Genomic DNA, 14062 nt, shown 5'->3' with positions numbered 1-14062 from the left:
TGTCGCAAGTTTATACCTAAACCACCATCAATAGCTAAAGCTAAATATGTTAAGTCAGCACTCACGCTTTCACGCCGTATCTCAGTTGTAAGCTGTCTTTTGCACAAAAGAAAAGCGCCATACATAACCTTATGCATGGCGCTCATTGACGTATTAACCTGAGAGTTAGCCTCGAACCTATGTACGTTAGATCTTTTTACTGTATGGGTTTAGCGCGCATTTAAGTCTCTTTAATACGACCAATGCTGTCACACGTCCCCAACTAAACAACACTCTTTGATGTAAACGGAAAATAGTGTCGTAAAGGTTTCTTACAAATCTACCACGCAAAAGTACTCTGTCATTCATCAGCGCGCCGACCGCATAGTCATGCCCAACCGCTACTAACATGCCTCCATCGTGGAACAAAAAGGGTTGGAATGCCTTACCTTTCGCTAAACGCTTAAACTGCTGAGCCAAGTGACCCGCGGCTTGATTAGCAGCTTGAGCTCTTGGTGGAACAAAAGAACCATCAGGTTGTGGACACTCTGCACTGTCGCCAATGACAAAGATATCGTTGTCATTGGTTGTTCTTAGTGTCTGATCTACAACTAATTGATTGATTCGATTTGTCTCTAAACCGTCTAATTCACTTAGCCAATCCGCACATTTAATACCAGCAGCCCATACTTGCAGATCTGATGAAATAACTTCGTCTTCTGAAGTGACTAATTTCGCCTCTTCAGCTCTTTGAATTCGAGTCCCAGTTCTAACGTTAATGCCTTGCTTTACCAAAGCTTCATGAACTCGTTTCGACATGCATTCAGGCCCAGCAGGCAACACGCGATCAGCCGCTTCAATCAAAGTGATTTCAAGACTGCCTTCCTGACGATAGCGCTGTAGCTTGGCGCTCACTTTTGCGAGCTCTGCCGCCAGTTCAACACCCGTTGCACCTGCGCCAACAATTGAAATTTTACGCTGACTGCTTGCTCTCAGTAGAGGGTTGATCTTCTGCCAAGCTTTTTGGGCTTGCCCTGCTGAATCAAGGAATAAACAGTGTTCACTCACGCCTTCTGTTTTAAAGTCATTGCTGATGGCGCCGACTGCAATAACAAGATAGTCGTATTCTAGTTCTTGTGTCATACCGCTAAAATGATTCAGCTTGATGACTTTATTAGCACGCTCTAAGCCACTCATTGAAGCTTGAACATAGGTATAGCCATTACAAGATGCATGCTGGAAGTAGCTGACAGCGTCGAGTTCTTCGTCGAATGTTCCCGCTGCAATTTCGTGTAAGCGCGGTTTCCAATAGTGGTGTGACGATGGCTCTACAAGTGTCACATCATAACGTTTATCACGACCTAAACGCGTAACCAATTCAAGGCCAGCAGCGCCGCCGCCAACCACAACAATCTTTTCTTTCTGTTTCAACATTCGCTTACCCACCATACCTAGAGGCAAAATCTTTCTGATGGAGTGCATTATATTTATAACAAAATTAATGATAATCCAAATTTAAATTAAATCACCTTTACTAATTTGTAATAATAAAATTAAGATTGATTCATAGCAGGATCAAAAAAGCGCCACATTCCCTAAGAATATGTGGCGCTTTTGTCTATCTCAGATAAAAACTAAGGTTTTAGTTTCAATACGTTAGCAATGTCTTCAGCCGAGTGGCGCTCTGGTACTTGTTCCCACTCTTCACCCCATGAGCGGTTAATAATACGACCGCGTTGGAAGCCTTCACGCGCTTCTAGTAACTTCGCCCAGCGAACGACATTGGTGTAAGACTCCACTTGTAAGAACTCAGCAGCATCATAAAGGTTACCGAGTACAAGGTTGCCATACCAAGGCCAAATCGCCATATCGGCGATAGTCAGCTCTTCTCCAGCGACAAAGGTACTGTTTGCTAGCTGCTTATCCAATACGTCTAGTTGACGCTTCGCTTCCATTGCGAAGCGGTTAATTGGGTACTCTTGCTTTTCATCTGCGTAAGCGTAGAAGTGACCAAAACCGCCACCTAGGAATGGGGCTGAGCCTTGTGCCCAAAATAGCCAGTTAAACGTTTGAGTGCGAGCTGCGCCGTCTTTCGGTAAGAAGTGACCAAACTTTTCAGCTAAATGAACCAGGATGGAAGCCGATTCAAAAACGTTCACGTCTTCATTGCCAGATTTATCGACCAAAGCAGGAATTTTCGAGTTAGGGTTTACACCAACAAAGCCAGAAGAGAATTGATCCGACTCTCCAATGTTGATCAAGTACGCATCATATTCAGCTTCTTTCACGCCCGCGGCTAGTAGCTCTTCGAGCATGATTGTCACTTTTTGGCCATTCGGTGTGCCAAGAGAGTAGAGTTGCAGAGCATGTTCACCAACAGCCAGATCTTTGTCGAATCGAGCGCCAGATTCAGGGCTATTAATATTTGCCCACTTGTTACCACCGGCAGCATCATTAACCCACACTTTAGGTGGTGTGTATTGTTCTGACATGATATTTCCTTATTAGTATAGGGTCTTACCAACAGATATTAGGTCACATCTTCTTGGTTAAAACCCCTCAATGCTTTTTCTTTTCAAACTGTTAAGCATGCCTTATTCCAGAGCGACATATCCAACTTACAACCCGCTTTGTATAAGCGTTCACAAACCAGTCAAGCGCAAAAATGATGTTGGTAAAGCAAAGTATCATTTAGTGACAACACCTCTAGAGCTTCAATAAAGGTGTGATAATATTGACTCATTACAACAAATAGGAATTTGGCAATGTCTTCAGATTACAATGGCTCAAGCGCGGCATACGCTCGCCAAGAGCAAGGTTACCGTGAGAAAGCACTCAAACTTTACCCTTGGGTTTGTGGTAAGTGCGCTCGTGAATTTGTTTACTCAAACCTAAGAGAGCTGACGGTTCACCACGTCGACCATGACCACACAAATAACCCTGAAGACGGCAGTAACTGGGAACTATTGTGCCTTTACTGTCACGATCATGAACATTCTAAATACACAGACCACGAACGCTATGGCGTCGATGCCACAGCACGTTTAGATGACCACCAAACGGCGACACATAACCCGTTTGCTGACCTAGCGAAGATGATGAAAAAGTAAAACGCTCTTCATTACAGGCTTGATAACAAGAAACCCCAGCATGTCGCCATACTGGGGTTACGTCTATCTGCGGCCAAATAAAATCTCACAGGATCAAAAAAGCCTTCCGAAGAAGGCTTTTGAAAATCTGTTTTTAATTATGCTGCAGCTTGCTTACGAGATTCTTCAATCTGTTTCTCACGTTTCTTTAGTGTCAGCTTCTCCCGGTAAGAGAACCACACATAAGACACAACTACTAAGAAGAATAAGTACGACAATGAGAAGATGAAAGGTGACTGGATAATATCGTTAGAGATACCCCAAGACACGCCTACCACTGTTACCGCGATTTTAGCAAAGAAGCCACATAGTAGAAGCACTAAAGCCAACTGAGGGAAACGTGTGCTGCGGAATGCAAGCCAATAGCAGCTTCCCACTGCAAGCGCTGCAATGTAGAAACCGAATAAGAAAGAATGAATATGATCAGCGGCTGCTACACCACCAGTAATCGACATCAGTAGAATTAAAAATAGTTTCATAACACTTGCCTCTTAGTAGACTAGAAACGCATATTTTCAAATTTGAAATCTCAGTTTGCGTGCTATTTTCCCACTTTTTACAGACAAAACAAGCCCAAAAAGCGCACAAATTGTAACCAACAAGAAACACAAAGCCCCACATTAACAATCAGTTAACATTTGTAAATTCAACAAACTAAGTCCCCTCTAGGGTTAAGGCGATTAATGTCTAATTTGATTTATTTTGTTACACAAAATTAACCAAAGAAATAATTTAAAATTAATTGCAATGATGTGATGACAGCACTTTTTGTAGGAGTACTAGCAGGAAAAGATTGGGAAAAGCATGAATACTGGAGCCTAAACCAGCAGAGTGTACAAAAAAGAAAGGTGTTAACAACAACTGCAACACGCATAAAAAACAGTTCTTTAACAACTCAAGTTTAATTTTGATAAAAATGGAAAAAGAGATTCCAATCACATTTTTATTGGTTATAATCCGCGCTCTTTTGCGCTATCTGTTGATAAACGCAAACTAATTTTGAAGAAATAATCACAATAACCCGTCTTTAGTCCTGTGGCTCTCACTAGACCAAAGACAAAACTGAGAATAAAAATGAGCAAGATTGATAAAGCTACACGTATCCTGCTAGCAGGCTTCTGTATCAACCTTTGTCTTGGCATCCTGTATGCTTGGAGTGTATTTAACAAAGCCCTACAAGGTGAAGGCTGGTCTGCAGCTGAAGCATCAGCACCATACGCGACAGCAACAATCACATTCTCTATCTGTCTTCTTGTTGCTGGTATCCTACAAGACCGCATGGGGCCACGTAAGATCCTAATTCTTGGTACAGCTCTTACTGGTCTTGGCATGATCGCATCAGGTTTTGCGACTTCTCCGCTAATGCTAAACATCACATTCGGTGTGATGGCAGGTGCTGGTATCGGCTTCGGTTACGCATGTCTTTCCCCTTCTGCAATGAAGTGGTTCCACCCTTCTAAGAAAGGTATGGTTAACGGTCTTATCGCAGCAGGCTTCGGTCTAGCGGCAATTTACCTTGCTCCAGTCACTGCTGCTCTTATTGAGAGCATGGGCATTCAAACAAGCTTTAAGATTCTTGGTGTTGGTGTACTAGCCGTCGCTGTACCTCTAGCAGCAACAATCAACAACCCACCAGCGGGTTACGCTCCAGCTGAACCAAAAGTAAAAGCTGGCCAAGGTCCAAAAGCTGTTAAGAAGAGCGAAGACCTATCTTGGAAAGTAATGCTGAAGACCCCTCAGTTCTACTCTCTATGGATCATGTACGCACTCGCAGCTTCTGTTGGCCTCATGATCATCGGTAACATCACAAGTATCGCAAGCGCTCAAGCAAACCTACCAAACGCGGTTTACCTTGCTTCTATCCTTGCTGTATTTAACTCAGGCGGTCGTGTTGCTGCTGGTATGCTTGCTGACAAGATCGGTGGCGTTCGTACTCTTCTACTTGCATTCATCCTGCAAGGCGCAAACATGGCTCTATTCGCTACGTTTAACACTGAGTTCACGCTAATCATCGGTACAGCGGTTGCAGCGGTTGGTTACGGTACTCTACTAGCAGTATTCCCAACGCTTACAGCTGAGTTCTACGGCCTTAAAAACTACGGTACTAACTACGGCGTGCTTTACACGGCATGGGGTATCGGTGGTGCAATCGGTACAGCGGTTGTTGGTTACTCGATGACTAACGGCGACAGCTACGGTCTTGCTTACACTATCTCTGCTGCAATGATGGCAGTATGTATTGTTCTAGCAATCATCACTAAACCAATGTCTGAAGCGAAAGTTGCTGAGCTAAAAGCATCTCAAGCTTAATCTGATAAAAGATTGAATTTGAAAAGAAAGAGCTTAACCTTAGGGTTAGGCTCTTTTTGTATCAAGCGACGTATCAAGTGACATTAGAATCCACTCTTCAGCTACACCCAACTTACTATCTCGACAACTTCAATCGACTGATTGAACACGCTCAAACGTACTACCCGGATCTTCTAAGCACCGATGAAACTCGTTGGCTGCAAAATTACAAACGCCTTTCTACACCTAGCCAGTGTTTAATGGTTCGTTTGCTGTCTCGTAAGGGCTGCTGGTTTCGCAGTGATAAACTCGACTACGATGAAATACCCAACCTCCCCGACGCGCTACAAGAGCTAAGTGCATCATGTTTTATTGCGCTGAGTGATCCTAAAGCTTCGCACAACCTTGTTATCACAGAACATGAGCTAGGCTTACACTTGCTCACCAAGCCCGAGCTAGCCAACGTATTCCCTTCCCTCAAAAGCAGTAAGTCGGCAAAAAAAGATGTGCTATTAGGATTGCTGACTCAACAACCTTTTGATAACTATGAAGCGTTAACATTTAACTGTATCCATGTTGTTGAAGCCGAAGTTATCGATGTATTGCTGCTACTCTTCTTCGCCAATACATACCAAGATCTCAGTCAGTTCGTGTTAAGCGATCTTGGCCTCAACACTTTTGAAAACTACCCATTGAGTAAGCAGCGTCGCTTCTTCAACTCCAGAGAGCAGCTCAATCAACTGCTCTCAATGCGCGACGTTCAGCGCCAATATTATGAAGGCGACCGTAAGGACTGCGACGTTCTTGAGCACCTTTTGCAATCCTTGCCGTGCGAATCAGAACATCGCTCCATCGCGAGAAAGCGCTCACGCCTGATCAATGACATTGCTCGAGATCTAGAGAGACTCAATCAGAACGAAAAAGCGGTTCATTGGTTTAAACAATCATCAATTCCACCGAGCAGAGAGCGGCTTGCTCGCATCTACGACAAGCAAGATGAACTAGACCGCATGAGTGACACTGTCACAAAAATGCAAAAAAATCCATCTGACGTATCAGAACTGGAAGTCGCCGTTAAGCTTGAGCAGAGGTTGCTACGCAAGCAGGGACAAAAGGTTCCACGCGCTTCAAAGCCAATTTGCGAACAAATTAGATTGGAATTAGACCTAAGCCAAATCAGAGTTGAACTTGCCGTTAAGCAACATTTTGAAGCTCAAGGTTGGGAAGTCTATTTTTCCGAGAACAGCTTTCTGTGTGGGTTATTCGGCTTAGCTTTTTGGGATGTGATTTTCTCAGATGTGGAGGGGGCGTTTATCAACCGCTACCAACATCGACCATTGGATCTCTATTATTCAGACTTTCAACAAAAGCGTGAATTGCAAATCAATGCCGTATTCCAAACCATCTCGAACCAAGGCATTGATCACTTGCTCGATGTCTACGATGAAAAGTTTGGCATTGCTAATCCATTTGTGCATTGGAATCACTTCCCTAAAGCACTCGTCGAATGTAGCATCCACTCAGTACCACGAGCCTTGCTGATCGAGCTCTTCAAAATCATATTGAGTGACCTAAAACTGTTTAGAACCGGAATGCCTGACCTGATCGCCTTTAAAGGTGACCAATTTCACTGGATAGAAGTCAAAGGCCCAGGAGACAAATTACAAGATAACCAATGGCGTTGGATAAAAGAGTTTGAGCGACTCTCAGTCCCCTTTTCTGTTTGTTATGTTAACCAGTAGATCTAAATACTGAGCTCTATGCCTGCAGCCAAGCCTAGCGAATCACTCACCCCTATAGAGTTCTTGTCTACAAAATTGTCAGAACATGAGCATTTTCGATATAATTAGAACAAATGCCAAATATCTAAGTACGTATGAATTTGAAAAAACTCTTCATTTTGTCTCTTGTCAGCGTGTTCTCAGGTTGTGCCGTGTACGCGGGTCTAAACTTCGATGAACTGTTTGGCGAACCACAAGTTCGTGATCGCCAAACTCCTATCCTTTCAGCTCAATCGCAACACTTTCTCAACGAAGTTAAACCGATCATTGATAACCGATGTGTGGTTTGTCACGCCTGCTACGATGCCCCTTGCCAACTTAAAATGTCTTCTGTGGAAGGTATCGACCGAGGTGCAAGTAAAGCACTGGTTTATCAAGGTACGCGTTTAACAGCATCGGCTCCCACGCGCTTGTTTGAAGATGCGTTAACTACACAAGAGTGGCGCGATGCTGACTTCCACCCTGTACTCAACGAACGTATGCAGAACTCGACGGCTAACTTAGATGCCGGGCTTGTCTCTCGTATGTTGATACAGAAAGAGAATCACCCACTTCCAGAGCAAACACAGTTAGAAGGCTTCGACTTTTCAATTGATCGTGACCAGCAGTGTCCGACTATCGAAGAGTACGCTCAATATGAGAGAGATTACCCTACGTGGGGGATGCCTTATGGTATGCCTAACTTAAACAAGACAGAATACGCGACTCTGATGAGCTGGCTAGAAAATGGCGCTTTGATGAACGAACATATTCCGCTAAGTGAAGCTGAGCAAGAGCTGGTTAATACTTACGAAAAATTCCTCAACAAGAGCTCACGAAAGAGCCAACTTTCAGCACGTTACATATATGAGCACCTGTTTTTATCACACGTTTATTTTTCTGAGTTAGGACAACCGACACGCTTCTTCTCGATCGTTCGTTCTGCTACGCCCCCTGGCGAACCAGTCAAGCGCATCACCACTCGTCGTCCTTATGACGATCCAAAAGTCCCACGCGTGTACTACCGTCTTATCCCTGAGCAAGGCACAATTGTCGACAAGACACACATGCCTTTCGCATTCAATGAAGAGCGCCTGCAAAACTGGAGCACTTGGTTTGTTGATGCAGATTACACCGTAGATAAGCTGCCAAGTTACGATATTGATGTTGCCGCGAACCCAATGACCTCGTTTGAAGCCTTGCCTGTAAACTCTCGCTTTAAGTTTATGCTCGACAACGCTCAGAACACCATCATGGCTTACATCAAAGGCCCGGTATGTCGTGGTCAGTTGGCATTGAACGTGATTAACGACCGGTTCTGGGTATTTTTTATAGACCCAGACAAGGCCAATCTTCCAGAGATCAACGCCTTCTATGCAAGCCAACGTGACAACCTTAAGCTTCCAAGTGAACTTGAAAGTAACACGGTTCCTGCAACGAACTGGGTTAGATATTCAAAACAGCAAGCACGCTACCTAGAAGGTAAATCAGACTTTACTAACAAGTGGTTTAAGGACGGTGAGAACTTAACGACAGACGTTATCTGGGATGGCAATGGTACTAATCCGAACGCTGCCCTTACTGTTTTCCGTCACTTTGACAGTGCATCGGTCGTGCAAGGCTTAGTGGGTCCTCAACCTAAAACGGCGTGGATTCTGGATTATGCACTTTTAGAGAGAATTCATTACTTACTTGTAGCTGGCTTCGATGTTTACGGAAACTTCGGCCACCAGCTCATCACTCGTATGTTTATGGACTTCTTACGTCTTGAAGGTGAAAGTAACTTCTTAACACTGTTACCAAAAGATGTACGACACCTCGAGCACTCAAGCTGGTACCAAAACCAAAGCGTTCAGTTGAGCGACTTCTTGCAACGTAATATCGCACCTTTTGATCAGCCAACTAGCGTGGTGTACAAAACGGCCGATCCAAAACGCGAGCTACTCGATAAGCTGAAAGATAAGCTAAGCCCGATACTCAATGACCGTTATGAGATTGTTGATACTGGCTTTAGCCGTAAAAATGAAGCACTGCTTAAACAGGTAAGCTTGGTGAAAGGTGAAGGCCTACGCCATGTGCCTCAACTCGTGATGATCATGATTGAAGGCGAAAACGGTGAAGATCAACTGTTCACCATGATTCACAACAACGCTCACAGCAACATTTCTAGCCTGTTTAACGAAGAAGGTAACAGAGACTACGCTAATGACGACTTAACGCTCGTCCGAGGCATTGTAGGCAGCTATCCAGCCGCTTACCTATCACTGACAGAGAAGGAAATTCCAACTCTAGTGCAGTCTCTACAAAACTTACAGACTGAAGAAGATTACGTAGCGCTACTCGATAAGTTTGCTATCCGACGCAGCTCTAGTGAGTTCTGGCCATTCAGTGACCGAGTACATCGTTGGTACCAACAAGAACAACCGATAGAATTTGGCCTGTTGGACTACAACCGCTTCGAAAACCGTTAGGCCGAAGCATCGCTTAAAAACAAAAATCCTCTGTCTTGGTAGAGGATTTTTTTGTTTCTAGATGCTCAGTTAGACCGAGCTCAGATTAGCCTGAGAAGCACATTATGTGGCAGAGAACATTCAATATCAGACATGTTGTTGCAGTGCCGCTAGAGAGTCTTTAGCGAGCACCGTTAACTCTTCAGAGCTCTCTCTATATTGCGTTAAAGGCTCACTGCTAATCTCAATGTTCTTGCATACATCAAACAGGGCTAATAGTCCTAAGCTGCCCGCTGACCCTTTGAGCTTATGAGCGAGCGATTTCACCTCACGGGCATTCTCCGCTTCACTAGCGTCAGCCATTTCTTTTAACGTTTCAAGGCTGCTTTGTTCAAATAGCCCGACAATCTGCTTCATCTTGTCCAAACCAAGAATAGACAAGTCGCCTTCGATTACTTTGCTATCAATTATCAATTTGCTGTCAGAAATGGTCACAGGACTTTCCTCTAGGTCTGGCTGTTCAACTTCGCTTTCGACTATAAGGTCGCTCTCAATACGTTTTTCACAGAACCCATGCTCGTTAATCTTGCAGATCGAGTCGTTAGGATCTGGCTGTGGCAATAATAAAGTCTTCCCATCTAGCTGAGTCACTATCAGCCTTGCAAGCGCCTCTTTCTCCAAAGGTTTTGGCAAGAAGCCATCAAACCCATTCGCCAAATAACTTTCTACTTCTTCATTAAACACATGAGCCGATACTGCCACCATAGGAGGCTCATACTGCACAGAGCTATCTGGTAAACAATATAAAGCGGACACTTGAACCTCAATCTCTTTAAGTTGTTGGATGAGATCAACACCATCGCAGTCTGGAAGGTTGATATCAACCAGTGCAATATCAAAGAATTGTTCACTGTATATCTCACGAGCTTCTTGTCCGGTTGTGGCAATCACGACCTCATGCCCCAGGTTGTTTAAGAAGCCTTCAGCAACAATGCAGTTAACTGGGTTGTCTTCAATCAACAGCACTTTAGCTCGAATGCAAGTTTCAACCACTACGGTTTTAGTTTCAATTTTTTCCCCAGCCTTAAGCGGTAAAGAGAACCAGAACTGACTGCCTTCCCCTTCTTCTGAATGAACGCCAATATCACCGTCCATTGCCAACATAATGCGCTTACTAATCGCCAGACCTAACCCTGTGCCACCCGTTGTGTTTCGACCACTGTTGGTTTGGCTAAACGCATCAAACAAACATTTTTGTTCGCTTTCATGTATCCCAACACCCGTATCGGATACTTCAAACATGACGCGGTTTTCATCTTCGAGATCTAAGCTGATGAAGATATCGATATCGCCCTTTTCAGTGAACTTAATCGCGTTACCAACCAGGTTATTCAATATTTGGCTAATACGAGTGACGTCTCCGCGCCAGTAGCGCTGTACATCGCTTTCAATATGGTAGCTAAAACCAAGCCTCTTCTCGGCTGCGCGCCCTTCCATCAATTGATAGGTGTCTTGAACCATTTGATGCAAGTCGAAAGACGCAATCCTTATCTCAAGATGGCCAGCTTCAATTTTAGAGTAGTCCAATACATCGTTGAGGATGGCTAATAAGTTCTTACCACTGCGATTGATGATGTCAGCATAGCCAGATTGTAGAGGGTTCAATCCGGTATCTTTTAGCAAACGAGCTGTACCCAATACCCCATTCATCGGTGTTCTGATTTCGTGACTCATGGTCGCCAAGAAGGCAGATTTAGCACGGCTCGCCTGTTCAGCAGCACTGCGCGCCTTCGCATGGTTGATTACCTCAACATTCAACTTTTCATTGGTCTTTTGAAGTTGGTAGGTTCGCTCAGTAATCAGCTCTTCAAGGTGCTCTTTATGTTCTTCTAGCTCTCGTTTCGCTTTAGCCTCACCGACAGCCACCACTTGTAATGCCTGCGCAGTGTTTCTTGCTGTGATGATTGCTTCCCCCATATGTGCAAGCTCATCATTACCTTTTACTGAGATATCAATATTAAGGCGCCCTTGTGCAATCGACATCAGAGCTGCCGAATATTCAGCAAGGCGTTTTACGACCGACACATACACCACGCGCCATACAATAAACGCCACTATCATCAAACCAATAATTGAGATAACAGAGAGCGACCATTGCGCGAGGCTTAACGTAGAAGTCAGTTCATCTACCGCTTTTTTCGTACCCAGGTTGGAGTCATCAATCAGTTGGTTGACCGTCGTATTCAGCTGTGAAAACAACTTCAACGTATTCTGCATCAACAGCTCAGATTTTTTGTTGTTCTCATACTGTTCCAGAGAGATATCAAACACCACTTGGCGCTTTTGTAACTCATGGAGAAGCTGGGACATCTGCTCTGAACGTGTTGGATCTTCTACCGCTTTGACGCGGCGAACCATGATCCTAAGATTGGACTCAAACTCAGTTTGGATTTGATGGATACGCTCAAAATTGGTTACCGTTTGAGTTTCCTCAATTTGGTTGAGCATTTTGAACGCCAGCAGGTGCAATTCATGTAGACGTTCTGAGAGGTCAAGGTCGACTTCCACCAGCACATCTAAGGCTTGGTAGGCTTTATCGGTTTCTTTGGTTTCTAGCAGATCATAGATATGGGTAACGTTGGCAACGGCTATGGTTGCGGTATTCAGCACTTGAGTTCGAGTCAGCTGTTCTAGCTCTTCAGCCAACAAACGCATCTCCTCAACACGAGACGACAGCTCTTTGGTTAACCAGAGTTTACGTTCTACTGAAACGCCCAGCTCCGCCAGCGTATTAATTACGCTCTGTACATTGTTTTCAAGTTTATGCAGCAGTTCTGAATCAAAGCTATCGACACCCAAACCTTTGATGTGTTGTAACAAGGCTTCTAGTTGGCCGAACAACAGTGTGCCAGCCCCTTTTCGCTCAGCTTCATTTCTCGCATTAGAGAGAGTTTGTACAGACGAAATAATGCGATTGCTTAACTCAGAAACTTGACGAGCTTCAATCATCGCTGGTAGCGCTGAATCAACAACGTTTCTCTCTGTTTTTGCAACAAAGCTAAATCCAGATACCCCGATTAATGCAGACAAAAGAACGAGCATCGCCATCACTAAAAATGAGGCCAGCAGCTTGCGTCCAATACTCGCTGAAGCTAACAACATAAAACCTAAACCTTAAAACGTTCTTCTTTACCCCTGCAGAATACGCTATATTTTGCAGTGTTTCTTATCTAAAACCAATAAAACGGCAATTCATGCGCACTAAATCCTTCGCGTCAAAACTTCTTTTATCTTTAATTGCATTAGTTGCATCTTCAGCTAGTGCTGATGAGCTATTAAGCCCTATCAAACCGGCGACTGCGACGTCACAAAAAGAGAAGATTTGCGCCATCTACCCACACCTAAAGGATTCCTATTGGTTATCTGTAAATTACGGCATGATTTCCGAAGCCGAAAAATTGCAGGTAGAACTACGAGTACTAGAAGCTGGCGGCTATCCAAACATCAGCAAACAAGCCTCACAACTCGTCCTGTGTACTAAATGGGGTGCCGATGCCATTATTTTAGGCACAGTATCACCAGACGCCTATCACGATAACCTTACTGACTGGGTTGGCTCGACACCTGTGTTTGCAACAGTGAACGAATTGACTTTAGGCAAAGAGCAGCAAAAAGTATTGAAAGGTACAGTTGGTGTTGATTGGTATCAGATGGGCTTTCAAGTAGGTAAGTATTTAGCGAAGCTTCATCCAACAGGCTCAGGCGAAACCCCTATTGCATTATTGCTTGGCCCTCAAGCAAGCGGTGGCACTAAGCCTGTTGCTTTAGGGTTCTATGACGCAATTAAAGATAGTGATGTAAAAATCGATGTGAGCTATTGGGCTGACAACGACAAAGAGCTGCAACGCAATCTTGTACAACAAGTGATAGAACAAGCAAAGGTTCAATACATCGTTGGTAGTGCCGTTGCCATCGAGGCTGCTATTAGTGAGCTAAGAGCGGCGGGTAAAACCGATGAAATTGGTCTTATTTCCAGCTATTTGAGTCATGGTACTTACCGTGGCTTACTGCGAAACAAGGTACTTTTTGCACCAACAGACAAAATGGTGGAACAAGGTCGCTTGTCGGTGAAACAAGCGGTGAGTTATTTACGAGGGCAGCCTTACGAGATGCACACCGCACCAAGAATTGAAGCTCTGACCCCAGCAACACTCAAAGACCAAATTATTGCCGATTCATTGTCACCTTCTGAGTTTCGGCCGGTATTCAGTGTGAATCCATAGTGTTATATTGAGCTAAGCACTCATAAAAATAAAAATACGAACGATAATTTAGGGAAAATTCATGCAAAAAACAACGCGTACTATGCCAACGCATAAACATATCGCTTTAGTCGCTCATGACCACTTCAAACCTGAGCTACTAAGATGGGTAA

Annotated in this window: 9 protein-coding genes and 1 pseudogene; 6 read left to right on the top strand and 4 right to left on the bottom strand. The window is 44.2% G+C overall.

The annotated features are described in order from the left end of the window. Positions 1-186: 186 nt before the first annotated feature. Positions 187-1413, bottom strand: a complete 1227-nt coding sequence (locus A3712_RS07705; RefSeq protein ID WP_063522993.1) for an NAD(P)/FAD-dependent oxidoreductase — start codon at positions 1411-1413, stop codon at positions 187-189. 200 nt (positions 1414-1613) lie between these two features. Next, on the bottom strand, positions 1614-2471 hold the full coding sequence (yghU, locus tag A3712_RS07700) for a glutathione-dependent disulfide-bond oxidoreductase (RefSeq protein ID WP_063522950.1): 858 nt from the start codon (positions 2469-2471) through the stop codon (positions 1614-1616). A gap of 273 nt (positions 2472-2744) precedes the next feature. Between yghU and A3712_RS07695 the strand changes: the two genes are divergently transcribed. Then, complete coding sequence (locus A3712_RS07695) at positions 2745-3089, top strand: YajD family HNH nuclease (RefSeq protein ID WP_004740276.1); 345 nt, start codon at positions 2745-2747, stop codon at positions 3087-3089. A 137-nt stretch (positions 3090-3226) separates the two neighbouring features. On the opposite strand, the gene A3712_RS07690 is transcribed toward A3712_RS07695, so the two are convergent. Then, entirely contained in the window at positions 3227-3607 is a 381-nt protein-coding gene (locus A3712_RS07690; protein ID WP_063522949.1) for a hypothetical protein, read from the bottom strand. Positions 3608-4202: 595 nt separating this feature from the next. Here A3712_RS07690 and A3712_RS07685 point away from each other — a divergent pair. The 3 genes from A3712_RS07685 (at position 4203) to A3712_RS07675 (ending at position 9648) form a co-directional block, all read left to right on the top strand. Further along, positions 4203-5438 carry an L-lactate MFS transporter gene (locus A3712_RS07685; protein ID WP_063522948.1) on the top strand — a complete coding sequence of 412 codons (1236 nt, stop codon included), beginning with the start codon at positions 4203-4205 and terminating at the stop codon, positions 5436-5438. 56 nt (positions 5439-5494) lie between these two features. After that, positions 5495-7159: a VRR-NUC domain-containing protein gene (locus A3712_RS07680; protein WP_063522947.1), complete on the top strand. Its 1665-nt coding sequence runs from the start codon at positions 5495-5497 to the stop codon at positions 7157-7159. A 134-nt stretch (positions 7160-7293) separates the two neighbouring features. Further along, a complete protein-coding gene (locus A3712_RS07675; RefSeq protein WP_063522946.1) occupies positions 7294-9648 on the top strand; it encodes a fatty acid cis/trans isomerase in 2355 nt (784 codons plus the stop codon). A gap of 126 nt (positions 9649-9774) precedes the next feature. Here A3712_RS07675 and torS read toward each other — a convergent pair whose 3' ends face one another. Continuing rightward, positions 9775-12789 (bottom strand): TMAO reductase system sensor histidine kinase/response regulator TorS, encoded by a 3015-nt coding sequence (gene torS / locus A3712_RS07670; protein ID WP_063522945.1) that lies wholly within the window; start codon positions 12787-12789, stop codon positions 9775-9777. Positions 12790-12881: 92 nt separating this feature from the next. Between torS and torT the strand changes: the two genes are divergently transcribed. Then, positions 12882-13910, top strand: coding sequence for a TMAO reductase system periplasmic protein TorT (gene torT, locus A3712_RS07665; protein WP_063522944.1), 1029 nt, complete (start codon positions 12882-12884; stop codon positions 13908-13910). Between the two features lie 61 nt (positions 13911-13971). Further along, a pseudogene (locus A3712_RS07660) lies at positions 13972-14062 on the top strand (methylglyoxal synthase); the annotation flags it as partial.

It is taken from the genome of Vibrio sp. HI00D65 (assembly GCF_001635455.1).
In the GTDB taxonomy this organism is placed as follows: domain Bacteria; phylum Pseudomonadota; class Gammaproteobacteria; order Enterobacterales; family Vibrionaceae; genus Vibrio.
This window is presented reverse-complemented; position numbering and strand designations above follow the sequence as displayed.